Here is a 24,751-nt window from a genome sequence, read left to right as displayed (position 1 = left end):
CTGTTACAAATCTCGGCGGGTCCGAATGCCGCAATTGAGGAAATGTTCTGATCCAGCGATCGGTGCGTGCTCTGTCGCAAAGCCGACATTAGCTTCGCGAGCTGCACGTCGTTCGAACGCGGAGAAAATTTGTTTGTTCCTGAAGCTGTGAAGTCTACGGCCTCCTCAAATGGTTGAGGCGGGCAAAGTCACCGATCGAACGACGAGCGGGTTCGATCGCGCCACCACGTGTCGGTGGGTCGAGACCTCGTCAGAGCGCAGGCGCTCGACTGTGCAGCATATCGCGTCCGGTTCCCGCCGATGCTGACGCCAGCGCCAGATGTTCGTCTACCGCCGCAGCGACGTCGGCGAAGGTCTCGCGGCGGCCGATCGGTTCGCCTGGCAGCGATGGTCCAAACAGCAGCACCGGAACCTGCTCACGCGTGTGATCGGTGCCGTGCCAGGTCGGATCGCAACCATGATCAGCGGTGATAACCAGGAGATCGTCCTCGCGCATCATCCGGCGGATCTCCGGGATGCGTGCATCGAAAGCCTCCAGCGCGGCGGCGTATCCGGCCGGATCACGGCGATGCCCATAAAGGCCGTCGAAATCGATAAAATTGGCAAATAACAACCCGCCGTCGGGCAGGGCAGCTATTCCTTCAAGCGTTCGATCGAACAATGCGGCATTGCCGTTGGCCTTGAGCACGCGTCCGGTGCCGCAGTGTGCAAATATATCGCCGATCTTCCCGATACTAAGGACGCAGCGGCCGGCCTGCGTCGCGCGGTCGAGGACAGTAGGACTGGGCGGAGGAACGGAGTAGTCGCGCCGGTTTCCGGTGCGAACGAAACCTTCCGCCGATGAGCCCGTGAATGGCCGAGCGATGACCCGTCCGATCCGAAGTGGATCGACCAGCCGGCGGGCGACGGTGCAGAGCTCGTAGAGCCGCTCAAGTCCAAAGGCGTCCTCATGCGCAGCAATCTGAAAGACGCTATCGGCCGACGTGTAACAAATCGGCTTGCCCGACCTGATGTGCTCGTCGCCCAGCTCGGCGATGATTTCGGTGCCCGAGGCGTGACAGTTGCCGAGAATTCCGGGAAGGTCGGCCTGCTGGCACAATGCCGAGATGAGCTTCGGCGCGAAGCACGGAATTTCGCGGGGAAAATAGCCCCAGTCAAACAGGACCGGCACGCCCGCCAATTCCCAGTGACCCGACGGTGTGTCCTTCCCCTTTGAGATTTCCGCAGCGCAGCCATACCGTCCGATCGGATGTGTATCGCTCTGCAGTCCGGGCGGAACGCGGCCGGTCGAAAGTCGGCACGCCTCTCCGAGGCCGAGTTCCACAAGGTTCGGTAGCCGAAGCGGACCTGAGCGCGAAGCGCGTTCGGCCTGGCCACGGGCGCAGAGATCGGCGATGTGACCTATGGTGTCCGCGCCCTCGTCACCGTAACGGGCTGCGTCCGGAGCGGCGCCGATACCGACGGAATCAAGTACCAGGACAAGAGCGCGAGCCATCGTCACTTCTCCGTTCGCACGGCAGTTGCGGGCCAACTCCGGATTATATCGAACGTTCCTGCTGGTTTGATTTCCGCAGCAAGAAGCACGTGCCGTCCCAGAGGGAGAATTCCCGCGTCGCGCCGTGTCGCACGCTCAGTCCCGCTTCTTGGGCGAAGCGCCGCAATTCGTTTCCGCTCGCTGTGGCGTCGTCGCTGTAGGCATAGTTCAGGATCAGCAGGTGACCGTCGCGGCGCAGCACACGCGCCATCTCGCCGATGTGGCGCTGCGCGAGATCGGACATCACGAAATAGGGAAAGACATCGACGGCACAAACCAGGTCGATGGACTCGTCGCGGAAGACCGACAGGTCTTGTCCGGAAGTGCGAACGAAGGCGGTATTGGGGCAAGCGGCGCAGCACTCGCGCGCAACCTGAAGCATGTGCATAGACACATCGATGCCGATTGCTGTTTTGACGTGTCGGGCCAGCGCCTCGACGATGCGGCCGCTGCCGCAACCGACATCGAGCACGCAGGCGTCAGCCCGCAGCAGATTCCACGCGCGGATGCGTTCGACAATTTCGTCGGTCGCGGCACGCAACAGATCCGCGCGGCCAAGGCAATAGAGCGCGACGCTTGCCTCGCGTGAGACGCCGACAGCGTCGTCAAAGATCGTCGCCCATGTTTCGGGTGACGGGTGCGGATCGCGAGCGCCAGGGTGGTCGAGCGAGTGCATGACGGCCTTTATGCTTGCAAATGCATCGGGCGTTTGATCCCAGAGCGCGCGCATGCGCTGGAGCCGCCTTACGGATTCGCTGCGCACATACGGATCGGAGCGGATATGGCGGATCGCCGCATCGAGTGCCCGGTTGGCCTCGTCCGCACAAGAGGCGGCCATCAACAGTTGCGCCAGGGCCACGTTTTCAGGCGTGCGGCCGTACGCCCCGCGAAGCGCAGGTTCGAGCAGCCGTCCGTCGATGAGATCGTCAGGCTTGTCGTGCGATGTCATGGCTGTCGACGCAGATGCGGTGAAACACGCGGCATTCGTTCCAGCTATCACGCGCGCCCCATCCATACTTGTATGGCTCGCGGCCGCGAAGAAAATAGAACTTGTGGGCGCCTTCGCAGATCGATTCCGAGATAACGTGTTCGAGGAGGACCACGCTGGGAGATTCGAAGGCGTAGGCAGGGTCGAACCCGGTGAGATAGCCATAGGCCTGATTGCGGTGCATGAAACCGTAATAGGCGGCCGCTGGGTGGCCGTCGATTTGCAGGAGATAGAGGCGCAGAAGGTTGGCGGCCATCAGGTCCGGCAACGCATCGCGATGAAATTGCTGCACACGGGAATCGGCAAGAACACCCGGCTCGCCGCGCGAGTTCCAACGATGCCGGTGAAGCGCAACAAGTAACTCGAATATATCGACGGCGGAGTTGCGGTCGGCCGCCTTGACCTGGAGCGAGCCACGCCGCGCAACGCGATTGTGGGCGGTGCGAAGTGCGCGACGCTTTCTTGGTGGCAATATCTGCGGCAGCTCGTCAGGCGTGCCTGGCAAGTTTAGGACCGGACATGCACTGGCGCACGCGCTAGTCACATCGCAGCCAGGCGGGACTGCCATCCGGAGCGCGTGAGCATCTGGCGGCACCTCCGTGAGTTCCAGAACGTCCCAGAAGCCGACGTCGGCGAGACGCGAACTCAGCAGCGCCAGTATGGGCTCCTCGAGCTTGGGCGCGATCAGAAAGTCGTGATAGTCGGTCACGGGAAATCCCATCAGCCGAGCAAACCGTCCGCGCAGGCGTCGCTCGCAGTAGAACGGTGCTAGTCCGACCAGCCGTCGATCGAAGTGAACAGCGAGAACGCAAGCGTCACCGTCCGAAAGATTATTCCACCACGGCAGTAACCACGCCGGCGATTGGAATGGCGTCGCGGTCGGCGATTGCCGCCACAACTCCCACCATTCCGGCGCGAGTGCCGCAAGCTCGGATACGTCCGTAATCACGCGACATGTGAACGGAGCCGTCATGCCGCACCTGACACCGCCATTTGGCTGAGCGCTTCATAGACCGACAGATAGCTCCTGTTCGTCCGCTCAAGAGAAAATCGCTGACGTGCCGAACGGCGGCAGGCCTCGCCGTCAAGCGCCGATACCTGCGTGATGGCTTTGGCCATTTCCACCTCATCGCGAACGAGAAAACCGGTCCGGCCGTGTTCGATGGTTTCTGCAAGCGCGCCGCGGGCAGACGCGATCACCGGCGTGCCGCACGCAAGCGCCTCGCGCGCGACCAGAGAACTTGTCTCGGGTGCAAGAGAGGGTATGAGCACGCATCTGGCCATCGCGAGCAGGCCGCGCTTGCGAGCGAGGCCGACAGGTCCGACGAAGCGACGCAGGCGATCCAACGCCGGTTTGACGGTCGTTTCGAAGTACCGCCGATGCGCCGCATGGGGAAAGACTTCGCCGCAGATCACAAGCGGCATGTCTGCTCGTTTGGCGGCCTCGATGGCAAGATGGATGCCCTTTTCCGGGCATATGCGCGCGAGCATCAAGGCAAAATTGCGCTTTGCGCCGCTGGTGGCAAAGAAGTGGTCTGCAACTCCGTTCTCGATGGGAACCAGCATGTGCGGATTGGGCGCCGCGGCTGCATGCTGGGATCGCGAGACGCAATTGAACCACACATTCGGCCGACATGGGCTGAGAGCTTCCGCCGGATACCAATCGATTGGGAGATGAAGGGTCACGAGCACAGGCGGGCCGTCTCGCGGCAGGTAGGCATGGAAGTCGACACCATGCAGATGGACAATATCGATTGGCCAGCGCGCTAGGGCGAGCGCGACGGCGTGGCGGTGTCGGTACTGCGCAGCCTCGATCTCGACCTGATGCAAATCGCCCGATACGCGAGGAACCGATATGTGAATGCCGGCGGCCTGAGACCCCTCGCACGAGATCAGGATCGAACGATGACCGGAATTGACCAGCGCCTTATCGAGCTGATGAACCACTTGCTCCGCACCGCCAACCGAATTGGGGCCGACCGGAGCAAAGGGATATGCGACATTGAGTACCGTCAGAACCATCGTTCGCCTGCCAGGCCAAGTTCGATCAGCGCGGAACGGGACAGCATGAGCCAGGAGTTGCCGGTGAGCCCCCAATTGTACTGCTCGTAGAGCAGCTTTCCCCGGTTGGGCAGCGAGTGGAAATCGTAGGCAGGCGCCAATCGGAAGCGTTCAACGTCGGAATCAAAGGCCGACAGGATCGCACGCTGGGTCGTGTGCGCCGCAACCATGCGGCGCTTCCAGTCCCGTTCCGCAGCATTCAGTCGGACCGCAATAGCGGGCCGTCTCGGATGGCGCAAAAAGCGTTGTGTTGTCCAGCCGTGGTCTTCCCGGTGATAGAACGGCATCTCGATTATATCGAGCGCCTGCCTATGGCGCCGCCTTAATGCGGCGACCGCATGCACGGCGAATGCCGTGGCGTCATGATCCGGGTGTCCTCCTTCGAACGCGTGCGAGAGAACGACCTTGATGTCACGCGCCGCAACGAGAACATGGATCGCGCGCGCGAGATCGGCGAGACGAAATGCGGTGGTCTGATCGGAGAAGCCGAGCTCGATGATCCTGCTGGCAGGCAGATTCGCAAGAACCAGGGCGTTGCAAAGCTCGCGCTCGCGGGCTGCCGCATAAGCGGTCGGGCTGGCATAGCCGTGCGCCCGGGCATCTGCGCCGTCACGCGGCGCGCCATTTGTCGCAACGACAACGGTCACGTCATCAAGTCGGTGAAGCTGGGCTCCACAGCCGATCGTTTCGTCGTCGGGATGGGCGATGATGACGGCCACGTCATCTGCCGCGGCGTGCGCGCGGTTGGGATCGGCCAGCATTTTGAGCAGTGCCTCGCCCGCCGCACGTTGCGGCGCTGGGTTTCGCTCGGTGATTGCCGTGGCGGTCATTGCGCGGCTTCCGTCTGTTCGGCGACTGCCGATCTGAACGGTTGGTTTCCGGTAATTCTCGGCGGCGCATAGCGTTCGGTCATCGCGGCGCAAAATTCGGCGAACTCCTCCGGCACCTGAGGCGCGCTCGTGTGGTGTGGTGCGATGCCGCGATGTTCTGGCGTGAAGCAATAGGTGATCGTAACGTCGAACTCCGATAGCGCATCCATTTGCCGGTCAAACCAGTCGAGCGCGTTGGGACGAAAGCTGTCGGCCCAGGAGAGGCCGGTCCGCAGGCTCCGCACGCCCAACCGTCTCATCCACGCCACGGCTTCGTAAAGCCGGTGATCCTCAAAGTGAAACCACTGGCAGATGCCAAGGGCAGGTGCGTGGCGCGGGAAGCGCTCGGCCACCAATTTCGGTGATCCATCCTCTCGCAACAGGCCCATCGCAAAATGACGGTAGTACGAGGATCCCTCGGCCTCCTTGTGCCGCGTCGTGGCCGGCCACGCGCGCGGCAGATCATAAAGGCTGTACCAGTGAATGCGCGGCGCTTGCCCGATCAGCAGTTGCGCCGTGCGATCAAGTCCCCAAGCCTGCACCTCCTCGGCGCCGAAGCTCGATACGCCAACTTCCGACACCCAGACTGGCAGATCGGTGATCGCTTTGATTTCCTGGATCTTGGCCGGCCAGTCGTCGATCTGCCAAAGATTCCAGTCGAGCGGAAAACCGTGCACGGCCACTGCATCGACATGGTCGAGCACGCCTTTTCCCATCATGTTTGCAATAAAAGCCGGATCGATGGGAGAGATGCCTCCGAGCACGCGTGGCAATGAGGGATTGACCCGTTCTATCGCCTTGCCGGCGCCGATCGCCATCTCGGCAAACAGGTCCCAGTGGGGGTCGATCTCGGGATCCCAATGCGACTTGTTGTTCGGCTCGTTCCAGATCATCACGGCTTCGATCATGTCGAGCGACCTCTCTTCGGGTAGACCGCGCCGGCGCCCGGCGGAGCCTCGGTCCGTCGGCAGATATAGACCTCGTTCTCGGGGTGCAGCTCTATCTTGAACCCGCTGCTGCGCAGCAGCGCCTCGACGCAGGCGTTGTTCGGGATCCACCAGTTGGTTGGATCATCGGCGTATTGATGTTCCACGAAGTGCAGTTTGGGATAGCCGGGACGATTGAAGTGATCGTCTTCCCAGAATCCATAATCCTGCTTCAACTGCTCCACTTCGGCGCTGCCGCGCAGCATCGATTGAAAGACGAGCAGATCGCCTGCCGCATGTTCATGAATCAGATCCAGGGCGAGCAGGGGATGGCGCAAATGGTAGAGCACGCCGAGAAACAGCACGATATCGAACCGTTCTCGAAGCATCCCGACATCGTACACGGAGATGTTGCGAAATTCGATGTCGAGGCTGCTGACTTCCGCAGCAAAGCGCGCCTGGCGCAGATAATCCTCATCCGTATCGATGCCGAGCACGCGTGTTGCTCCGCGCCGCTTCATTTCGAGTGAATAGAAGCCGGCGTTGCAGCCGATATCGAGAACGGTGCGGCCTTCGATCTCCGGTATGATTGCCTGCGCAAATCGGCGCCACTTCACCGCAGGGTAGTCGCCGAGGAAATGCGTCGGCGCCGTGCAGACGCCGCCGAGCTCAATGTTGTGGAACCATGGCCCGAGCTGCTCGATCCGCAGCTGGATGTCTTCCGTCGTCAATTGCCGGGTGCTCATCACGTCCGCACCTCGTGTGCAAGCGAGTTGCTGTCGCGCCGCATATGAGGCAGTGCCGCGGCAACGCCGCTATCCGATCGCGACTTGCCCCGGATCTCCTCGAGCAGGCTTATGGCGGCTCGATAGCCGTGCAGGGTTCCGACATCGACATACGCCTGGCCCGCTTTCACCGCGGCGGCCCTGCCTCCCTGGGCGAGGTAGGCATTCACCAGCGTGCCGAAATATTCGTCCGTTCGGTTTCGCACCAGCCAGAGCTGCCTAAGCTCTTCAAATACGCCTCCCGGCATCTTGAAGGCGCCCCAGATCCAGTTCGAGTCGGGGCTAGGTTGCTTGACCTGGATTTCCCGCACCTGGTCTTGATCGAGAACAACGGCGTCGAAGAATTCGGGCCGTTCAACTGGAAACAGCAGGAAAGACAAGACGTCATCGGGCAGTTCGGCGAGCCCGTTTTCAGGAAACCAGACGGTGTCAGGCAAGCCGATGACAACGGGCGCGTTGCAGTCGACGATCGGCCGCGCCGCGAACACCGCGTCGCAAAGCCCGATCGGCTGTTCCTGCACCACATACACGATCGGCGTGGAGCCGTAGCTCGCCCCAAAATATTCCATGATGTCGGATTTGCCGGGGGAGATGACGAAGCAGATCCTGTCCGCGCCGCCGCAAACCATGCGTTCGACGAGATACTCGCTGACGGCGCAGGGCCGCTCGACGCCGCCTTCGGTGCGGCTGCCGACCGGCAGCAATTCCTTTGAGAACGCAAGCGGCTGGATCCGGCTTCCACGTCCTGCTGCGGGCACGATACCCCACATGGCTATACCTGCTCCATTTCACGCGCTGGCGAGATCAGTGTTTTGGACACTGTGGCGATCAGTTCGTAGGCGCGCTGCTCCGACGTGTGCGCGGCAAGCGTATGCTCACGCGCGGCCCTGGCCACGCGCTCGAGTTCCGCGTCGGAAAGCTCGATCGCGGCAAGTGCGTCGGCAGTATCGCGAGCAACCAGGATTTCATCCCCGGGTGTGAAGAATGTCTCCAGCCCTGCCCAGGCGTCGGAAAGAACCGGCACACCACAGGCAGTGGCTTCGAACAACCGTCCCGACGGACACCAGCCCAGATCGGCCATGGGCCGGCGGGTCACGTTCAGCGTGAGGCGAGACGAGGCATAGAATGCCGGGTGATCGGTCGGAGGCAGGTGATGAACGAAGAAGATGTTCGGGCACCAGGGAAAGTCCTGCGGATATTGTGCGCCACCGATCACGAAACGAAGCTCAGGTCGCGCTCTCGCGGGAGCGTTGAACAGCGCTTCGAGAGCATCCTGTCGATCTGCGGAGTAGGTCCCGAGGTATGACAAGGTGAACTGACGCAGGGATGCCGCTTCGAGAGGGCGATGCACGTCCGGATCTACGTGACCGTAAAGCGGAACGACCTGACGCGCGCCGAGCTCGTCGCGAAGCGCGTCAAGTGCCGCGCCACCGGTGTAGCTCAGGACGAGATCGAAGTCTGCGAGCCCTCGTTCGCCGATGTAGGGGATGGTATCGCCGCGACGAAGCCGCGACAACGTGACCGGCGTATCGAGATCATAGAAGACGCTGAGTGTCTGGCTTGCGGAAATGATGAGGTCGGTCGCTGCTAGGGCGTCAGCGGCATAGGATGTGACAATCGCAGCGTCCGCCTCACGTACTTCGCGCTGGGCCTTCGACTGGACGGAGCTCCAGTCGGCGTAGATGACGAGTTCGCCGCCTGGCAAGGCGAAGATGTCGCGGTTCATCGCATAGTAAGGCGTGTCGCGCTCAAAGAAGATGACCTCATGCCCTTGCCGGATCAGTGCAGAACAAAGTCCGCGCCAGAGCGTGGCATGACCGTTTCCCCAGGACGAACTGAATGTGAGACCGAAGATGACGAGCTTCATGATACAACCGGCTGATTCAATGAAATGACTTCAGTGCCGCCTCGATCGATTGAGATGGTGCTGATCGTAGCGGGAGCGATGTCGAGGCGGTGATAGTCGTCGAGCGGCAAGTTCAGGGCGTGCAGAACAACGGCGCGGATAACTTCGGCATGACTGCACAACGCGATATGGCCGTCCGGCAGCGACGCTGCGATGTTGTTCAGATGGTCTACGGCGCGCACCTGTAGCTCCAGCATGCTTTCACCGTCCGGCGGGCGGACGCGACCTCGCTCCGTGTTCCACTGACCCCACAGGGGATCGTTACGGAGCGATGCGAAGGAGCGCCCGGTCCAGGCCCCGGCGTCCAGTTCGTCGATGCCGGCGAAGATCTGGACGGTAAGTCCGAGCCGTTGCGCCAGCGGCTCCGCCGTTTCCAGCGCTCGCGTCTGGGGGCTTGAGTGAACCGACCTGATGTCGCTGCTGCCAAAGATATCGGCGATCCGCCGGGCCTGGTCGCGCCCTCGGCTGTTCAGCCGCACGCCCGCCATGCGCCCAACCAGGATGTGATCGACCACGTCATGAACTCCGTGTCTGATCAGCGAGAATTTCGTCATGGCGGAATCCGGCTCAACCCGTTCCTGCGATGAAGCCCAGAGTTCTCTCGCGAGCCTCGTGGTCCGAAAACTGTTGTGGCGGTGACTTCATGAAATAGCTCGACGGGCCTACCAGGGCTCCGCCAATGCCGCGATCGATCGCAAGCTTGGCGCAACGGACGGCGTCAATGACGACCCCGGCTGAGTTGGGCGAATCCCAGACTTCGAGCTTCATCTCGAGATTGAGTGGAACGTCGCCAAAGGTGGTGCCCTCCAGCCGGATGTAGGCCCACTTGCGATCGGCGAGCCACGGCACGTGGTCGCTCGGACCGACATGAATGCCGCCATCGGGCAGCGGCACGTCGAGTTGGCTGAGCACGGATTGGGTTTTTGAGATCTTCTTCGATTCCAGACGCTCACGTTCGAGCATATTCCTGAAATCGGAGTTTCCGCCGAAGTTGAGTTGGTAGGTGCGGTCGAGCCGAACGCCGCGCTCGCGAAAGAGGTTGACCAGCATGCGATGCAGAATGGTTGCGCCAACCTGGCTCTTTACATCGTCGCCTATAAGGGGAAGTCCGCGGCTTTCGAACTTGCTGCGCCAGAGCGGGTTGGACGCAATGAACACGGGGATGCAATTGACGAAGGCGCATCCAGCCTCCAGTGCGCAGTTTGCGTACCATTCGCTGGCGCGCTGCGAGCCGACCGGGAGATAGGAGACGAGCACATCCGTGCGGGTGCTTGCCAGGCGCTCGGTGACATCAACCACCGGCAGGTTCGATTCCTCGATCTCTTCACGAAGATAGCGGCCCAGTCCGTCCATCGTAGGGCCACGCTCGACGGTGGTGCCGGTCGGTTTGGCGTCGGCGAAGCGGAACGTGTTGTTGGGTGCAGCGTAGATCGCCTCCGATACATCCCGCCCCACCTTCCTCGCGTTCACGTCGAACGCCGAGGCTATCTCGATATCCCGGATATGGTAACCGCCGAGGTCGATGTTCATCAGGCCGGCAAGCGGCTCGTTGGCATGGGCATCGGCGTAGTGAGTGAGGCCCTGCACGAATGAGGAAGCGCAGTTGCCAACACCGACGATGCCCACGCGAACCTTTTGAGAGAGGGATGTCTGTTGCATTTGCAGGCCATGTCGCTGGAGACGGTTTCTGCAATCCGTAATGCGGGCATGTGATTGTTTGTTCCTGCTTGGCCGCGTCAAGCGATCTCTTTCTAGATGATCGGAAGAAGATGATGCCGATGACAGCGACAGGATGAAGATGAAGCAGATGATGAGGAAGATGAAGATGAAGATGAAGATGAAGAAGATGAAGATGAGGAGGTCGGCAGAGGAAGAAGCTGAGGATGTGGCAGCAGCAGGATCACAAATAAGGTGGAGCTGACCCTCAGAGGCAACTCCCACCAGGTGATTTGGTGTCTGGAACGCTTGCTGCCGTCATCGAATTAGAGTGTAGCGACGCCCGCGCACCGGACGGGATTCGAGAAGGACGTGAGCGAGGAGACGAGCTATGTCCAATGGCAAGACTACGACGGACCATGAGAGTATTAGGCGATGGGCCGAGGAACGTGGCGGCACGCCGGCCACCGTCAAACGAACAAAGGAGGGTGGCGAGCCGGGGGTGCTTCGCCTCGACTTCGAACCGCGCGACGAAAGTCTGGAACCGATCGGGTGGGATGAGTTCTTCGAGAAGTTCGATAAGGAAGATCTGGCATTCCTGCATCAGGACCGGACCGAGTCAGGAGAGCTGAGCCGGTTTCACAAGTTCGTCAATCGGTCATCTGTCCAGTAAATAAGAGCCTGCCAGACGAAAGTTCCAAGCTGGGCCGGTCACCTGAAGGTGCCGCGTCGGTGGGTGCATCCGTTTTTCCCGCCTATTCCAGGATTTCGATAGCTTACGGGGGCCAATCATGCCTGTTGGCTTGAGAGGGACACTTGGGAGAGGAACATTTGGGCGGCTGCTGGCAACGCTCGGGCAGAGACGTGGAAACTCGGACGATCACTCACAGGGGACGTTTGTTGCCGGACAATTATCGCCGAGCAGACCCAGACGATTGCACCAGGCAGTGCGGTCTGCGCTACCGCAGAAGCATGCGATCGGCATCATCCTAGCGCTCATCTTACTGTTGCCACGCTCAATGCTGTCGAGCCGCTCGTCATCAAGACGGTGTTCGATGAGCTGACAAGCCATCGCGCAGAAATTCTGGTGCTGAGTATCGTTGCTTTGGGCGGCTTGGCATTCCTGCGCGAGAGTCTGGACGCTACGGCGAGCTGGCTGACCTGGCGTACGCGTATTGGCCTGCAATACGCGCTGCTCGAGGCGGCGATAGGCAAGCTTCACAAGATGCCGTTGCGAATGCAGCGCAGTGAAGGCGTCGGCGCGATCATGACGCGGCTCGCCCTGATCGTCTTGATGTTCGCGCCGATACCGGCATTGATCGCAATGTACGCCGGGCCCGAGCAGACCCGTCGGGAGCGGGCGCTGCTCGATCGCTGGGCGCATATATACTTCCGGTTCAACGAGGTGCTGTCCGGCATCGTGGTGGTGCGCAGCTTTGCGATGGAAGATGCCGAGAAGTCGCGCTTCCTGCGCGATGTATCTGCCGCCAACCAGGTCGTCGTCCGCGGCGTTGCGACCGATGCGGGCTACGGCGCCGCCAGCAATCTCTCGATCGCTCTCGCGCGGCTTTCGGCTATCGGTGTCGGAGGCTACCTGGCATGGAACGGGCAGGTCACGTTAGGCACATTGATTGCGTTTCTAGGCTACGTCGGAGGCCTGTTTGCTCCGGTGCAGCGATTGAGCGGGATCTATTCCAGCCTCAGCAAGGCCGCCGTTTCGCTGGACGAGATATTCTCCATCCTCAACATCCAGGAACATCTGAGCGATTCTCCCGACGCAACGGACTTAGCGGCAGTCAACTCTCGGTAGGGGAGCGCCAACGGATCACCATTGCGCGCGCATTGCTGAAGAACCCGCCGATCCTGGTGCTCGACGAAGCTACGTCTGCGCTCGATGCCGAGTCGGAGGAGGCGGTGCAACACGCACTCGACAATCTCAAGAGGCACCGAACGACCTTCATTATTGCGCATAGGCTATCGACGGTGGTGAGTGCCGACCGCATCGTCGTTCTGAAGGACGGAACCGTCGCGGAGAGCGGAACCCACGGCTCGCTGATGAAGGCCGGCGACTATTACGCGTCGCTGGTGAAACGGCAAAGTCGCGGCTTGATCGCCAACGATGTCGATTCATGGGCGCGCCTTGATGGAACCGGGTATACGGACTATTCCGCACCTGTTCCTCGAGACAGCGGATGAAATTCTCGGCCAATGACGTTGGGTCGGGAGCGGCGATGAAAATGGCGTCCCGGCAAAGTGCGTCTCGCAAGTACCTGCATCTGATACGTGCCGGCCTGCTTGGCGCGGCCCTGTTGTTGACAGGCGCCACGGATCAGGTTCCCGTCTCATTCGGCACCGCCGGAGGCGATGCGTGGGACTTTTCCAAATCGGTTGACATCTCTGTCCCTAAAGGCCGCTGCGATCAAATCGTGGTCACCTCACCGGGCTCGGCCGTCACGCTGCCGGCCAAGCAAGGGCGGGCACACGCCCGGATTTCGCTTCAGCCTGGTGACAATCAGGTCAGGGCCGAATGTCGACAAAACGGCATCGAGCGTGGGTCGGCACAGCAGAGCTGGAACGTCCGACTCCGCAACACGCCAACCGCATTGGTCGACACATCCGAGAACGGCAGGGGCGTTACGCTGAGTGCGCAACGAAGCTTGCCTGCGCCGGTCCGCGGCAGCGAGATCGCCGCGTACGAATGGCGCGCGCGCGATGACAATCCGGCGCCGCTTGCTGGATTGCCGGCGAACGGCGCGCGCATCGAGTTCTCCGATGTGCCGCCGGATGGCGAATATTACGTCACCGTCAAGGTCACGGACGGCAACGGTCGTGCCGACGAGGCGACGGTAATGCTTGGTGCGCAGGGCGGCACCCTGCGGACGGTTGATGCCCAGCATGATCACGCCGCCTGGATCGACCGCGCCGTCGTATACGGCGTTGTGCCGACGCTGTTCGGCCCTCGCGGCCTTGCCGATGTCACCGCGCGCCTCGATCAGCTCAGGGAGCTCGGGGTGACGGCCCTGTGGCTTTCGCCGATTACCGAAAGCCCGCCGGGCGACTTCGGCTACGCCGTGACGGACTATTTTCGGATACGGCAGAGCGTTGGCGATGAACGGAAGCTGCGTGAACTGGTCCAGGCTGCCCACGCGCGCGGGATCCGGGTGATCATCGATTTCGTTCCGAACCATTTGTCGGATCAGCACGCCTATTTCGCAGATTCCGTGCGGCGTGAGCGCTCGTCACCTTACTTCAGCTTCTTCGCGCGCGGGCGGGACGGTAAAGCCGAGCACTACTTCGATTGGAATAATCTCAAGAATCTCAACTATGCCAATCCGGAGGTGCAGCGCCTGGTGATCGAGGCTTTCGCATATTGGGTGCGCGAATTCGATGTGGACGGCTTCCGCGTCGATGTCGCATGGGGCCCGAAGCAGCGGGCGCCGGAGTTCTGGCCCCGTTGGCGTGCGGAGCTCAAGCGCATCAAGCCCGATCTGTTTCTGCTCGCCGAGGCTTCCGCGCGCGACCCCTATTATGGCCGACATGGCTTTGACGCGGCCTATGACTGGACCGCGAAACTTGGCGAATGGGCTTGGCGCGATGCATTCGAAGACGAGCCAAACACAGCGCGACGGCTGCGTTCCGCGATCGAAGCATCGGCGTCAGGCGACGTTCTGGTATTCCGGTTTCTGGATAACAATGACACCGGGCCACGTTTCCGTTCACGACACGGAGTTGGACGGACCCGCGTCGCTGCGGCCATGCTGCTGACGCTGCCCGGCATTCCGGGCATCTATACGGGCGAGGAGGTCGGTGCAGCCTACGAGCCGTACAAGTATGCCCGCCAGATCGCATGGGATGATGCTTATGGACTGCAGCATTGGTACAAGCGGCTGATCGCATTGCGCCAGGAGCATCCCGCGCTGCGTTCGCGCGAAATCCGCATGCTGGACGTGGCCGACGGCCAGAACGTGCTCGCCTATTTGCGAATAGCCGGCATACCGTCAGACAACGTGCTGGTGCTTCTGAACTACGGCAAATCGCCCGCACAAGTGTCGATTCCGCGCGATATCATCGAGAAGCTGTCCGGCGGGAGCTTGAGCGATCTCTTGACCGGTGAGGAAATCGGCATCGATGGCAACATCAGACTGGATGGCGAGACCGTTCGCATCCTGAAGCCCCGCTAAGGCATGTCAAACGTGGTGTAGCTGCAGGCAAGGCTTTCACCTGCCATATATCCGGTCCAACACCGCCGCCACGTCGGCACATCGTTCGACGGAAGGATCGAAGCTCGTTCCCGCGGCGAGCGCCCGCGCCCACTCGACGGCGGCGCGTCCGAACCATGCATCCGGCGGGCTCGCGAGTGTTTCACTTGCCGTTCCACGGTAGAGCTCGGCGACAAAATCATAGAACGATCCATTGATGTTCCGCATCGCGGCGCCGCCGCGCGTGCCGTAGAAGGCCGCGGAAATCACCGCATCGCGCCCGGCCGGCAGCCGCCATGAGCAGGTGAGGTGCACGGCCGTATCAGTTTCCAGGTCGATTGTGGCGAGTGCATAGTCTTCGACGCGATCATACGTGGAAAGCAACTGGCCATTGGCAAACAGCCGTGACGACGTGCCTGTGACCTTTGGGAAATCAAGCACCCAAAGCGCAAGGTCGACCAGGTGAACTCCCAGATCGATCACGCAACCGCCACCCGCTAGTGCCGGGTCGTAGAACCACGGCTTGTCCGGGCCATAGGCGTTATGGAAGGTTAGCTCCACCGCGTAGACATGTCCGAGCTCGCCATTGTGCACCAACCGCCGGATCTGACGCATGGCCTCGGTAAATCGGTACGAAAGGTCGACTGCGAGCAGCCGGTTTGCCGAGTGCGCCGTATCGATCACTGCGCGGACTTCTTTAGCCGTGCGTCCCAGCGGCTTCTGGCAAAACACCGCTTTGCCGCGGGCGAGTGCGCGGATCGATTGTTCGGCGTGGAGCGCTGTTGGCGTTGCAATGACGACGCCGTCGATGTCCTGGTCCAGAAGCTCTTCGAATGTCGAAAGCGCTATTGCATGAGGCGCAAGCGGCGCCGCCTGCGCAATCATCGCATCGGCGGAATCGGCAACGGCTGCGATCTCGACCACATCCGCTTCGGCGATCGCCCTCATACGATGGTGCCCGATCCAGCCTACGCCGAGGAAGCCGACCCGCGGGCGCGTCGTTGCGGGTGCGCGGCTACTCTCGATCGACATCTGAGTCATATGCATGTCACCAGGGCTTTGAGAAAGCCGTCCGGACGATCGCGTGTCGCGTCGAGGGCGTCGCCGAGGCGGTCGAGGGGAAAACTGTGCGTATACAGGGGGCTTGGATCGAGTTGGCCCGCAGTGACGATGTCGATGGCGTCGCGAATGCCGCGCATGTAGATCTGCGGATCGCGCTCATGCGCATTGATCACGTCAATCCCGCGCCAATTCCAAAGCTGCATATTCACCTGTCGCGGTCCGTCCTGATGATAGCCTGCGACGATCAGGCGGCCGCGCTCGCGCGTCAGCTCTGTGGCAAGATCCAGCGGCCACTGCTTGCCGGTCGCCTCGATCACGCGATCGCAGAGCTCACCCCCGTTCAGCGCTTTTGCGCGCTCGATGGCGGTTGATTTGTCGTCGATCAGAATGGTCTCGGCTGCTCCCATTTGCCTGGCCATTTCGAGCGCGAACGGCCGTCTGGAGAGGGCGATGACGTTGGCGCCGGTACTGGCGGCCAGGCTCGTCAGGATCGCACCGAGAAATCCGATTCCGACAATCGCTACCGTCTGTCTGGCGCCGATTTCGCTCCGCCGAAAGATGTTCATGGCGCAACCGAGTGGTTCGCCTGGAAACGGCTGTTCGTTGAGCGTTACGGGGATCGGCACCACAGCGTTCGCATCCGCCAGATCGTATTCGGCGTAGCTGTGATAGGACAGCGCGGCCACCCGTTCGCCGATCGCTACACCCGTGACGTTCTCGCCAACTGCATCGACGATGCCCCAGCCTTCGTGACCGAGGCCGCCGGGTTCAGTTGGAAACGTCGCCCACTGCGGACCCGCCCAGACCGCGAGGTTGGACGCGCAAACGCCGCAGCCTTGCAAGCGGATGCGTACCTGATTGGCTGCGGGCTCTGGCCGATGCACCGTCTCGACGCGTGCCACGCCCGGCCCGCGAAGAACAGCCGCGCGCATGGTCCGCGCGATGGGTGAGACTGAAAGAACGTTCATGGCTATCGCTTGCTTTGAAAGGGCAGGACCTTCACGCCACTAACTTTCTTCGGGCGGCGAGAGTTCCTCGGCTGCAACCGAACGGCCGACGCCGTACGCTCGGATGCGCAGGTAATCACACCCTCGTGTGAGCGTCAGCTAGTTAACATTGTCGGCAAACATGTTGCGGAGCGCCGTCGCGACCGCCGCAGTTCCCTCTATCCGTTGCATGAGCGCGATTTGGCCTTGCTGCTCATGCCGGATCGCGTGCGACATGATGCGCAGGCGAAAGTCTGCGGCGCTGCGCCAAGCCAGATCGGCCATCTTGACGGCACCCTTGTGATGCACAGTCATCATTGCGGTGAATTGCGCATCGAATTGCTCCGGCGCTGCGCTCCTGACCTGCTGTATCTGCATGCGCGTCAGATAGCCTGGCATGATCGCGCGCTCATCCGCCGTGCAATCCGGCATCGGTATCTTGAACCAGCTTTGCCACCAGCTCTCGAATATCCTGTTCTCGCCGCTCTGGCTTGCGACCATAAGATTCGCGAGCGCGCGCAGATGCGGATCGCGGGCGCGCTCGGCGCCGAGACTGGCCAGCTCGATGCCTTGGGCATGATGCGTGGTCATGTGGCGGATATAGGTTTGGTCCGCATCCCTGTCCTGGCCCATCCATGGCAACTCGCGCCCGACAAGGCTCAACAACGCTATGCCCCCGAGCACGAGGATCACAGCCGCCGACGCTGCCGCCCACACTTTGGCGACGCGCACATCTCTCTTCGGGGCGCAGCCGGGCGCCCAGCGCAGCCATGCAAACAGCGGATACATGAGGGCTGATGCGCCGTGAACGAGGAGGCCGATCCAATAGGGCTGCTGAAGCGTGAACAGCGGCTGCCAGAATGGAATGAGCGGCACCAGCAGGAGCCATTCCGTCGCAGACGAAAAGACCGCCCAGAGCAGGGCAAGCAGCAGGATGGCGAGCGGGCGAAGCTGCGCGGTCCAGCGGCCGAGCACGCCGAAGAACACCATCGCCCAGGAAAAGTCCGCCCATTGGTGAAAGGCGATTCCCGCGAGGACCGCGCTCCACGAAGGCTCGGCACTGAGCGCCAAGTCGCGTGCCGGTATCGCGGCGACCGTCGTCCAGTCGACCCATGCATCGCGTCCGATGCGCGCAGCAAAAAGCTGGCTGACGATGGTTGAGAACGTGCTGCTGATGAGGCCAAGCTCCGCCGCAGCGATCCAGCGCGACCGAAGCTGATGCGCCGGGATCGCTGCACGTCCGTCGCGGGTGCCTCCAAGCTGCACTAGGGTTTCATCACCACTTTGATGCAGCCGTCCTTCTTATCCCGGAACGTCTTGTACAGCTCCGGTCCTTGTTCGAGCGTGGCGCGGTGGGTGATGACAAAGGAAGGATCAATCTCACCTTTGGTGATCCGCTCAAGCAGTTTTGGCAGATAGTGCTGCACTGGTGTCTGGGCCATACGAAAGGTGAGGCCGCGGTTGATCGCCGAGCCCATCGGGATTTTGTCCAGCAATCCGCCATAGACGCCCACGATCGACACCACGCCGAAATTGCGGCAGCAATGGATGGCCTGGCGCAGGACGTGCGGACTGTCGGTGCCGAGATAGGTGGCGACCTTGACTCGATCGACGACCGCGTCGAAGCCGGAGCGGATATCCGGTTCGGTGCCGACCGCATCGATGCAGGCGTCGGCACCGCGGCCTTGGGTCAGCTCCTGGATCCGATCGTAGATCTCTTCCTTCTTGAAATCGAGTGTGATGGCCCCGGATGCTTGCGCCAGCGCCAGCCGCTCCGGCACGGTATCGATCGCGATCACCCGCCCGGCGCCGAGCAGGAAGGCGCTCTTGATCGCCATCTGGCCGACCGGCCCGCAACCCCAGACCGCAACCGTTTCGCCGCCTCTGATATTGCAGAACTCGGCGGCCATGTAGCCGGTCGGGAAGATGTCGGAGAGAAACAGCACCTGTTCATCGGTGAGACCGTCAGGAACCTTGATCGGTCCGACGTCGGCATACGGCACGCGCATATACTCTGCCTGTCCACCGGCAAACCCGCCGAGCATGTGTGAATAGCCAAACAGTCCGGCGGGCGAATGCCCCCACAGTTTTTCTGCGGACTTCGCGTTCGGGTTGGATCGTTCGCAACCTGAGTAGAAGCCATTCTTGCAGAAGAAGCATTCCCCGCAAGCGATTGTGAATGGTACGACAACGCGTTCGCCGGCCTTCAGCGTCTTGATCTCCGGCCCCACCTCGACCACCTCGCCCATGGTTTCATGTCCGAGCACGTCGCCCTTTTCCATGCTGGGCATGATGCCGTCGTAGAGGTGAATGTCGGAGCCGCAAATCGCGCAGGCCGTCACCTTGATGACGACGTCGCGTCCATGCTCGATCTTCGGGTCGGGCACGGTATCGCAGCGGATATCGTTTTTGCCGTGCCAGGTGAGGGCGCGCATCGAATGAGCTCCGGCATACAAATGGCCGAAGACTTAAATCGCAAAATTGCGGCCGGTTCCTATTTTTGAGCCCGCAGAATTGGAACGAGCAGGCACCGGCCGGGGACCGATGCCGAGAAGATCGCGACGAAATTTGGCGGCCATCGCTGACCGCTGGTCACAAGCTCCTCACGCACGCGCCTGGTTTGGGCTGCTGGCCTTGGAACGATGCAACAGTTCGGTAACTTCCTTATCCGAAGTCTGGCTGAAATCCCTATAGTGCATGCCGACCGCAAAGAACGGATCGGGGCTCTTGAGACAAATGACCTCGTCTGCCTCCGCACTCAGTTCGTCAAGCGAATCGCGTGGCGCAACCGGCACCGCAAGGACGAGACGGCCCGGCTTCGCCCTTGCCAGCGCTCGCAGCACGGCTTTCACGCTTCCGCCAGTGGCGATGCCGTCGTCTACGACAATGGTCGTACGGCCAGCAATCTCTGGCGGTGGATCACCGCCGCGGTAGAGCCGCCGTCGACGTTCGATTTCGGCAAGCTGGCGGGCAGTCTCAGCTTCCAGGTAGGCCGCGCCCGGCTGGATCTCGCGAATGATGTCCTCATTGAGTACGATCTGCGGATGGGCGCCGTCGACGACCGCGCCAAGCCCGAGCTCCTCATGACCCGGCGCGCCGATCTTGCGCACGAGCGCTACGTCGAGCGGGGCGTGCAGCGCTTGCGCAATCTCGAACGCGACGGGTACGCCGCCGCGCGGCAGCGCAAGCACGACCGCGTCGCTGTCTCTGAATTTCATGAGCGCTGATGCCAGCCGGCGTCCGGCGTCTCGCCGGTCGGCGAAAACCGTATCGGCGTCGATCACCTCTTCGGGGAGGGGCGACGCCAGGAATTGGCGGAACCAGCGCGTGGCATATTGCGTCACCTGCTCGAGCGCGCCGGGTTCTTCGAACAAATGCGTCGCCTTCGGCACGATCACGAGGTCCTTCTCGCAAGAGAGCTCCGCAAAAGCCGAACTGTTGAGCGGAATCACCGGCAGGTCGGCTCCGCCAACGATCAACAGGGTCGGCGCCCTAACGGCGCGCAGCGCTTTGCCGGCCAAATCCGGGCGACCGCCGCGCGAAACCACCGCAGCGACGTTTTGCCGTTCGGCAGCCGCGACCAGCGCGGCCGCTGCACCGGTGCTTGCGCCGAAATAACCAATCGGAAACTTCGTAAGCTCTGACCTGTTGCGGGTCCAGTCCGCGGCGTCTGCAAGCCGTGATGCCAACAGCGGGATGTCGAATACGTTGCCGCGGTCCCGCTCCTCCTCCGGGCTGAGGAGATCAAGCAGCAGCGTGGCAAACCCGGCCTCACGGAGAGCCGCTGCGACCTGGTTGTTGCGTGGGCTTAGACGGCCGCTACCGCTGCCATGCGCAAAAATCACGATGCCGGCCGCATCGTGAGGCACGCCCAAAATGCCCGCAAGGTGGTGCGGACCGACCAGGACTTCGCTGAGCTGTTCCCGTGCACGTGCCATGATCAGAACCCAAAGGGATAAGTATCTGCCGCGCCCGCTGTGGCTCGTGTCGCAAGCGGTGTCACCGCCTTGGTATCTGCGAACCAGACGAACGCGTCGAACTGTTCGGGTAATACCGCCTCAAAGTAGTGGCTGAGGAGCTCCGTCTCGGGTCGATAGATGACGCCGATGGCTCGCTCGAGTCTGGGACCGGTCAGCCTGTCGCGCAGCTCGCCTCGGCCGGGCGGCCGCAAATCGGTCAGTGATCGCGCCAGGCCTGTGCGGCGGAACAGGTATTCATAGCTGTCCTCGCGTGCCGGCCGAACCGACTTGATCTCCATCTCGCCGCCCCAATCGGAGGCCGCAGCCACTGTGCCGCGATCCGTGCCGAAGCCGATCAAGACAACCTCGTCGCCATAGGCGTTGCGGACGAGCTCGCCGATATTGAATTCGCCGCCCCAACCCATCGAAGTTGCCGCAGCGTTGCCGATGTGGGAGTTGTGGGCCCAGACCACCGCCTTCGCCTGCGGCCCGCGTTCCTGCATCACATATTGCAGCGTGTCGAACATGTGACGGTCGCGCAGGTTCCACGACTCGGTCGAGCCGCGATACATGATGCGGTAATACTGCTCGGCCGCGCGCACGATCCGCGCATTTTGCGCGGCACTGAAGAAGGCCTCGCCGCCGTCTTCTGGATGCGAAAGCCGGTGTGACAGAAGCTCGCGTAGTTGAACCACCACCGCGTCTTCGCAACTGTCACGGCCGGACAGCACGGCGCGTCCGTAACCGGCAGGGTCTGCCTGCCAGGGGGTCAGGCAGGAATAGCGTTCACGCGCCGCGCGGGCGCGTTCCGGGTCGATGCGTTCGAGATACGCGATGACAGCGGCAATGGAGCTGTTGAGGCTGTAGACGTCGAGCCCCCGGAACTCGATTCTCCGGTCCGCAGCGCACGCATCGTTGTGGAAATGAAGATAGTTGATGAATTGCTTCACTTCGATATTGCGCCACATCCAGGTCGGAAAACGCTCGAACGGCCGCTCCTTGGGCGGCTCAGATGACAGTTGCCGGACGAAGTGATCGAGCACTGCTGCGTCCGGCCAATCGGCCTCGACCGCGACAATGTTGAAGCCGTGGTGCTCGATTAACTGGCGGGTGATCGCGGCACGTGCCCGATAGAATTCTGACGTGCCATGTGTCGCTTCGCCGAGCATCACGATTTTCGCAGGGCCGAACCGGTCGAAATAGGACGTGAAATCGTCCTGCTCCGGTGCCGGGAGATGCTCGCCTGCCTCATGCAAGAGATCGATCAGCTCGCGATTAGTCCTCTCGCGAATTTGTTCGGCTTCCGGTGAAAGGGCCATGCGCCAGGTTCCCTAGACGGTTGCTGCGCTTGTCCAGCATCGGCGTGCCACGGCGCGGGCTTGCAGGGGATCGTCCAGAGCGCGCGCGGGAAATGCCGATCAGCGTGCCTCGTTAAGGCAACTCAAGCGCCGGTCCGACGTTCCTCCGTATCGGCGGAATCGATCGGTAAGGCGTGTCGCTGCACCCCGGAGGACCGAGCGAGCCCGCCGGTGCGACCCTTTGGCATTCCATGAGCACAGGAGTCTGCATATGGTGTTCAAGTTGACGAGCCCTGCATTCGACAACGACCAGCCGATTCCGGTCAAATACACTTGCGACGGCCAGAATGTGTCTCCGCCGCTTCAATGGTCGGATCCACCGCCGGGCACGAAGAGCTTCGCCCTTATCGTTGAGGACCCGGATGCGCCGTCCGGCACGTTTCGGCATTGGGGTATCTATAACATCATGGGCGAGCGGACGATGCTGCCGGAAGCCATCGGTCACGGGCCAAAGACGGAGCGTCTCGGGAAGGGCGTGAACGATTTCGGCGAACTAGGCTATGGTGGGCCTGCGCCGCCCAAGGGTCATGGTACGCATCACTATCACTTCAAGCTAGCGGCTTTGGATGTCGACGAGCTTTCGCGTTCGCCCAGCATGCCGGTAGCCGACATCTGGAAAGCAGCCGAGAAGCACGCGATCGGCCAGGCTGAACTCGTCGGCACGTACCGCAGGTAGTGGCGACGTGTTGCATGGAACGAGCGGGTGTCGTAGTGCGCCAGTGGCATGCCCGCTCCCGCTCGGCCCTCTGTTCCTTCTGTTTGCATCGATAGAAGGTCGTGCGATTACGTACCTTGCTGGCTTGAGTTGTCGGTCCACAGGCTTAGTGACGCAAACGCTCCTGCAGTCCTCCGACTAAATGCCTCAGCCGGTGACCGCGCTCGCATGTTGCCCGCCCGGCCGCGAAATCCCATGCAGCGCGGTAGCGGCGCCGTCACCCGGCTTGGAAACCGCGATATCGCCGAGCGCGATGATACCGACCAGCCGCTTGTTTCGAGCGAGCACCGGCAACCGCCGCACCTGAATATCGGCCATGTTGCGAGTGACCTCATCGATATCCTGGTCTTCGAAGCAGTATTTGACGTCTGCTGTCATGACGTCGCGCACCGGCGCATCCGGACCTCGGCCCATCGCTATTCCGCGGGTGGCAATATCACGGTCGGAGATCATTCCCACCAACCGACCATTTTCAGCCACGGGCAACAGCCCGATATTGAGCGTTGCCATCGCCTCGGCTGCATCCCTGATGCTGTCCTGCGGCGTGCAGAGCTGCACGTTTGTGGTCATGGCATCGCAAACTCTCATCTGGGGCCTCCACTCTTGCTGATAGGCCGCCAACGAAATTTGCAAGCGGACGTTCCCCTCTATCGACTGGAAATCTCGGTGTTGCTGACTTCTGCAGCACTCGCGAAGAACCGAGTTCATGCGGCGCTCGTGGCGGAAACCGTGGCGGCCGTTCCACGCGCGCCGCCGATTCGCAGCGCGGCCACGGTGCCCCGCGCGGAACATCGTGGTTACGAATGTGTTCAACGCTTGGACCAGAGCAAAGCGGAGCGGATGACGATGGCGGGACGGCTGAACGGCAAATCATCAATCGTGACAGGTGCGGCGACAGGAATCGGCGAAGCTATCGCCCACAAATTTGCGCGAGAAGGTGCGAAAGTCATTGTTGCCGGACTATCAGCCGATCCGGTGGAGGACGTCGTCCATGCCATCCGGGCGCGCGGCGGCGTAGCCGAACCGTTTCTTGGCGATGTTGCGGACGAGGTGGATGCGCAAGCCTGTATCGCTCTGGCGATCGACGCATTCGGCAGCCTCGACATCCTGATCAACAATGCCGGCGTCTTTCCCGAAATTGCCGAATGCCAGGATCATTCAGTCGAGATGTTCGACTACATCGTGCGTAACAATATCCGTTCTGCATTCCTGATGACAAAATTTGCGCTGCCGCATCTGAAGCGCTCGCGGGGTGTCGTGATTTCGACGGGATCGGAGGCCGGCGAAATGGGTGAGCCGACGGCGGCGCCCTACGGCGGTTCGAAGGGCTTCCTTCACGCTTTCATGCGCGGCGTGGCCTACGAACAGGGCAAATACGGCGTGCGTGCACTCTGTGTGTGCCCTGGTCCTATCGATACGGCCTGGACGCACAAGGAGACCGGACCGATGAACGCAGAGATGGAGAAGCAGACACTTGCCGGTACTGTGCTCGGTCGGCGCGGCACTCCGGAGGAGATGGCCAATGTCTTTGCGTTTGCCGCGTCGGATGAGGCGAGCTTCGTAACAGGAGCGCTTCTATTTGCTGACGGCGGCACCACGATTGCGAAGGGCGGCCCGGGGGAGATGGTGCAGAGCTTCGTGAGGGAGCAACCCAAACCGACGCTCGATCTCAGGCACTCGCACGACGGCCTCAAGGGCAAGCCTGTCGAGAACCGCATGCACTAAATGAAGCTGCGAGCAGAATGCC

24 protein-coding genes are annotated in these 24,751 nt (G+C 61.7%); 6 read left to right on the top strand and 18 right to left on the bottom strand.

Annotation, left to right across the window (positions count from 1 at the left end; genetic code table 11):
- Positions 1–250 precede the first annotated feature (250 nt).
- Genes RX328_RS36985 through RX328_RS36935 form a run of 11 tightly spaced genes read right to left on the bottom strand, consistent with a single transcriptional unit; the run spans position 251 to position 10,728 of the window.
- The gene (locus tag RX328_RS36985; protein ID WP_213249211.1) at positions 251–1,495 is read right to left on the bottom strand and encodes a phosphopentomutase; all 1,245 of its coding nucleotides are present in this window, start codon (positions 1,493–1,495) and stop codon (positions 251–253) included.
- 43 nt (positions 1,496–1,538) lie between these two features.
- Positions 1,539–2,483 (bottom strand): class I SAM-dependent methyltransferase, encoded by a 945-nt coding sequence (locus RX328_RS36980; protein ID WP_317258575.1) that lies wholly within the window; start codon positions 2,481–2,483, stop codon positions 1,539–1,541.
- Positions 2,461–3,495 carry a GNAT family N-acetyltransferase gene (locus RX328_RS36975; protein WP_213249207.1) on the bottom strand — a complete coding sequence of 345 codons (1,035 nt, stop codon included), beginning with the start codon at positions 3,493–3,495 and terminating at the stop codon, positions 2,461–2,463. The genes RX328_RS36980 and RX328_RS36975 overlap by 23 nt, the downstream gene beginning before the upstream one ends.
- On the bottom strand, positions 3,492–4,544 hold the full coding sequence (locus RX328_RS36970) for a glycosyltransferase family 4 protein (protein ID WP_213249205.1): 1,053 nt from the start codon (positions 4,542–4,544) through the stop codon (positions 3,492–3,494). The genes RX328_RS36975 and RX328_RS36970 overlap by 4 nt, the downstream gene beginning before the upstream one ends.
- Positions 4,535–5,413 carry a PIG-L deacetylase family protein gene (locus RX328_RS36965; protein WP_213249203.1) on the bottom strand — a complete coding sequence of 293 codons (879 nt, stop codon included), beginning with the start codon at positions 5,411–5,413 and terminating at the stop codon, positions 4,535–4,537. The genes RX328_RS36970 and RX328_RS36965 overlap by 10 nt, the downstream gene beginning before the upstream one ends.
- Entirely contained in the window at positions 5,410–6,360 is a 951-nt protein-coding gene (locus tag RX328_RS36960) for a beta-xylosidase (protein WP_249726188.1), read from the bottom strand. Before RX328_RS36960 ends, RX328_RS36965 begins: the two co-directional genes overlap by 4 nt.
- Entirely contained in the window at positions 6,357–7,124 is a 768-nt protein-coding gene (locus RX328_RS36955; RefSeq protein WP_213249201.1) for a TIGR04290 family methyltransferase, read from the bottom strand. Before RX328_RS36955 ends, RX328_RS36960 begins: the two co-directional genes overlap by 4 nt.
- The gene (locus tag RX328_RS36950; protein ID WP_213249199.1) at positions 7,124–7,933 is read right to left on the bottom strand and encodes a nucleotidyltransferase family protein; all 810 of its coding nucleotides are present in this window, start codon (positions 7,931–7,933) and stop codon (positions 7,124–7,126) included. The genes RX328_RS36955 and RX328_RS36950 overlap by 1 nt, the downstream gene beginning before the upstream one ends.
- Positions 7,934–7,935: 2 nt before the next feature.
- Complete coding sequence (locus RX328_RS36945) at positions 7,936–9,030, bottom strand: glycosyltransferase (protein ID WP_213249197.1); 1,095 nt, start codon at positions 9,028–9,030, stop codon at positions 7,936–7,938.
- A complete protein-coding gene (locus RX328_RS36940) occupies positions 9,027–9,584 on the bottom strand; it encodes a histidine phosphatase family protein (protein WP_213249195.1) in 558 nt (185 codons plus the stop codon). The genes RX328_RS36945 and RX328_RS36940 overlap by 4 nt, the downstream gene beginning before the upstream one ends.
- Positions 9,585–9,636: 52 nt before the next feature.
- The gene (locus RX328_RS36935; RefSeq protein ID WP_213249289.1) at positions 9,637–10,728 is read right to left on the bottom strand and encodes an inositol-3-phosphate synthase; all 1,092 of its coding nucleotides are present in this window, start codon (positions 10,726–10,728) and stop codon (positions 9,637–9,639) included.
- A gap of 388 nt (positions 10,729–11,116) precedes the next feature.
- On the opposite strand from RX328_RS36935, the gene RX328_RS36930 reads away from it, so the two are divergent.
- The 4 genes from RX328_RS36930 (at position 11,117) to RX328_RS36915 (ending at position 14,906) form a co-directional block, all read left to right on the top strand.
- Positions 11,117–11,398: a hypothetical protein gene (locus RX328_RS36930; RefSeq protein WP_213249193.1), complete on the top strand. Its 282-nt coding sequence runs from the start codon at positions 11,117–11,119 to the stop codon at positions 11,396–11,398.
- A gap of 414 nt (positions 11,399–11,812) precedes the next feature.
- Positions 11,813–12,535: an ABC transporter transmembrane domain-containing protein gene (locus tag RX328_RS36925; RefSeq protein WP_409410754.1), complete on the top strand. Its 723-nt coding sequence runs from the start codon at positions 11,813–11,815 to the stop codon at positions 12,533–12,535.
- A 32-nt stretch (positions 12,536–12,567) separates the two neighbouring features.
- Positions 12,568–12,921 (top strand): hypothetical protein, encoded by a 354-nt coding sequence (locus RX328_RS36920; RefSeq protein WP_409410756.1) that lies wholly within the window; start codon positions 12,568–12,570, stop codon positions 12,919–12,921.
- Positions 12,922–12,956: 35 nt separating this feature from the next.
- Positions 12,957–14,906: an alpha-amylase family glycosyl hydrolase gene (locus RX328_RS36915; RefSeq protein WP_213249189.1), complete on the top strand. Its 1,950-nt coding sequence runs from the start codon at positions 12,957–12,959 to the stop codon at positions 14,904–14,906.
- A gap of 36 nt (positions 14,907–14,942) precedes the next feature.
- Here the strand turns inward: RX328_RS36915 and RX328_RS36910 are convergent, their stop codons facing one another.
- From RX328_RS36910 to RX328_RS36885, 6 genes are all read right to left on the bottom strand, one after another.
- On the bottom strand, positions 14,943–15,965 hold the full coding sequence (locus tag RX328_RS36910) for a Gfo/Idh/MocA family protein (protein WP_213249187.1): 1,023 nt from the start codon (positions 15,963–15,965) through the stop codon (positions 14,943–14,945).
- Positions 15,962–16,954 carry an MDR/zinc-dependent alcohol dehydrogenase-like family protein gene (locus RX328_RS36905; RefSeq protein ID WP_213249185.1) on the bottom strand — a complete coding sequence of 331 codons (993 nt, stop codon included), beginning with the start codon at positions 16,952–16,954 and terminating at the stop codon, positions 15,962–15,964. The genes RX328_RS36910 and RX328_RS36905 overlap by 4 nt, the downstream gene beginning before the upstream one ends.
- A 138-nt stretch (positions 16,955–17,092) precedes the next feature.
- Positions 17,093–18,238 carry a DUF305 domain-containing protein gene (locus RX328_RS36900; RefSeq protein WP_213249183.1) on the bottom strand — a complete coding sequence of 382 codons (1,146 nt, stop codon included), beginning with the start codon at positions 18,236–18,238 and terminating at the stop codon, positions 17,093–17,095.
- Entirely contained in the window at positions 18,238–19,407 is a 1,170-nt protein-coding gene (locus RX328_RS36895) for a zinc-dependent alcohol dehydrogenase (protein WP_213249181.1), read from the bottom strand. The genes RX328_RS36900 and RX328_RS36895 overlap by 1 nt, the downstream gene beginning before the upstream one ends.
- 168 nt (positions 19,408–19,575) lie before the next feature.
- Positions 19,576–20,910, bottom strand: coding sequence for a phosphoribosyltransferase (locus tag RX328_RS36890; RefSeq protein ID WP_312017967.1), 1,335 nt, complete (start codon positions 20,908–20,910; stop codon positions 19,576–19,578).
- Positions 20,911–20,912: 2 nt separating this feature from the next.
- Positions 20,913–22,250, bottom strand: coding sequence for an erythromycin esterase family protein (locus RX328_RS36885; protein WP_213249179.1), 1,338 nt, complete (start codon positions 22,248–22,250; stop codon positions 20,913–20,915).
- Between the two features lie 250 nt (positions 22,251–22,500).
- On the opposite strand from RX328_RS36885, the gene RX328_RS36880 reads away from it, so the two are divergent.
- On the top strand, positions 22,501–22,965 hold the full coding sequence (locus tag RX328_RS36880) for a YbhB/YbcL family Raf kinase inhibitor-like protein (protein ID WP_213249177.1): 465 nt from the start codon (positions 22,501–22,503) through the stop codon (positions 22,963–22,965).
- A gap of 186 nt (positions 22,966–23,151) precedes the next feature.
- On the opposite strand, the gene RX328_RS36875 is transcribed toward RX328_RS36880, so the two are convergent.
- Positions 23,152–23,592 (bottom strand): CBS domain-containing protein, encoded by a 441-nt coding sequence (locus RX328_RS36875; protein ID WP_213249175.1) that lies wholly within the window; start codon positions 23,590–23,592, stop codon positions 23,152–23,154.
- 78 nt (positions 23,593–23,670) lie between these two features.
- Between RX328_RS36875 and RX328_RS36870 the strand changes: the two genes are divergently transcribed.
- Positions 23,671–24,729 carry an SDR family oxidoreductase gene (locus tag RX328_RS36870; protein ID WP_312017966.1) on the top strand — a complete coding sequence of 353 codons (1,059 nt, stop codon included), beginning with the start codon at positions 23,671–23,673 and terminating at the stop codon, positions 24,727–24,729.
- Positions 24,730–24,751 lie beyond the last annotated feature (22 nt).

It is taken from the genome of Bradyrhizobium sp. sBnM-33 (assembly GCF_032917945.1).
Taxonomy (GTDB): domain Bacteria; phylum Pseudomonadota; class Alphaproteobacteria; order Rhizobiales; family Xanthobacteraceae; genus Bradyrhizobium.
This window is presented reverse-complemented; position numbering and strand designations above follow the sequence as displayed.

What these genes read in the sequence shown, in the direction of transcription:
- RX328_RS36985 (WP_213249211.1), bottom strand. Translation starts at nt 1,495, where the DNA reads ATGGCTCGCGCTCTTGTCCTGGTACTTGATTCCGTCGGTATCGGCGCC.
- RX328_RS36980 (WP_317258575.1), bottom strand. Translation starts at nt 2,483, where the DNA reads ATGACATCGCACGACAAGCCTGACGATCTCATCGACGGACGGCTGCTC.
- RX328_RS36975 (WP_213249207.1), bottom strand. Translation starts at nt 3,495, where the DNA reads ATGACGGCTCCGTTCACATGTCGCGTGATTACGGACGTATCCGAGCTT.
- RX328_RS36970 (WP_213249205.1), bottom strand. Translation starts at nt 4,544, where the DNA reads ATGGTTCTGACGGTACTCAATGTCGCATATCCCTTTGCTCCGGTCGGC.
- RX328_RS36965 (WP_213249203.1), bottom strand. Translation starts at nt 5,413, where the DNA reads ATGACCGCCACGGCAATCACCGAGCGAAACCCAGCGCCGCAACGTGCG.
- RX328_RS36960 (WP_249726188.1), bottom strand. Translation starts at nt 6,360, where the DNA reads ATGATCGAAGCCGTGATGATCTGGAACGAGCCGAACAACAAGTCGCAT.
- RX328_RS36955 (WP_213249201.1), bottom strand. Translation starts at nt 7,124, where the DNA reads ATGAGCACCCGGCAATTGACGACGGAAGACATCCAGCTGCGGATCGAG.
- RX328_RS36950 (WP_213249199.1), bottom strand. Translation starts at nt 7,933, where the DNA reads ATGTGGGGTATCGTGCCCGCAGCAGGACGTGGAAGCCGGATCCAGCCG.
- RX328_RS36945 (WP_213249197.1), bottom strand. Translation starts at nt 9,030, where the DNA reads ATGAAGCTCGTCATCTTCGGTCTCACATTCAGTTCGTCCTGGGGAAAC.
- RX328_RS36935 (WP_213249289.1), bottom strand. Translation starts at nt 10,728, where the DNA reads ATGCAACAGACATCCCTCTCTCAAAAGGTTCGCGTGGGCATCGTCGGT.
- RX328_RS36930 (WP_213249193.1), top strand. Translation starts at nt 11,117, where the DNA reads ATGTCCAATGGCAAGACTACGACGGACCATGAGAGTATTAGGCGATGG.
- RX328_RS36915 (WP_213249189.1), top strand. Translation starts at nt 12,957, where the DNA reads ATGAAAATGGCGTCCCGGCAAAGTGCGTCTCGCAAGTACCTGCATCTG.
- RX328_RS36910 (WP_213249187.1), bottom strand. Translation starts at nt 15,965, where the DNA reads ATGACTCAGATGTCGATCGAGAGTAGCCGCGCACCCGCAACGACGCGC.
- RX328_RS36905 (WP_213249185.1), bottom strand. Translation starts at nt 16,954, where the DNA reads ATGAACGTTCTTTCAGTCTCACCCATCGCGCGGACCATGCGCGCGGCT.
- RX328_RS36895 (WP_213249181.1), bottom strand. Translation starts at nt 19,407, where the DNA reads ATGCGCGCCCTCACCTGGCACGGCAAAAACGATATCCGCTGCGATACC.
- RX328_RS36890 (WP_312017967.1), bottom strand. Translation starts at nt 20,910, where the DNA reads ATGGCACGTGCACGGGAACAGCTCAGCGAAGTCCTGGTCGGTCCGCAC.
- RX328_RS36885 (WP_213249179.1), bottom strand. Translation starts at nt 22,250, where the DNA reads ATGGCCCTTTCACCGGAAGCCGAACAAATTCGCGAGAGGACTAATCGC.
- RX328_RS36880 (WP_213249177.1), top strand. Translation starts at nt 22,501, where the DNA reads ATGGTGTTCAAGTTGACGAGCCCTGCATTCGACAACGACCAGCCGATT.
- RX328_RS36875 (WP_213249175.1), bottom strand. Translation starts at nt 23,592, where the DNA reads ATGAGAGTTTGCGATGCCATGACCACAAACGTGCAGCTCTGCACGCCG.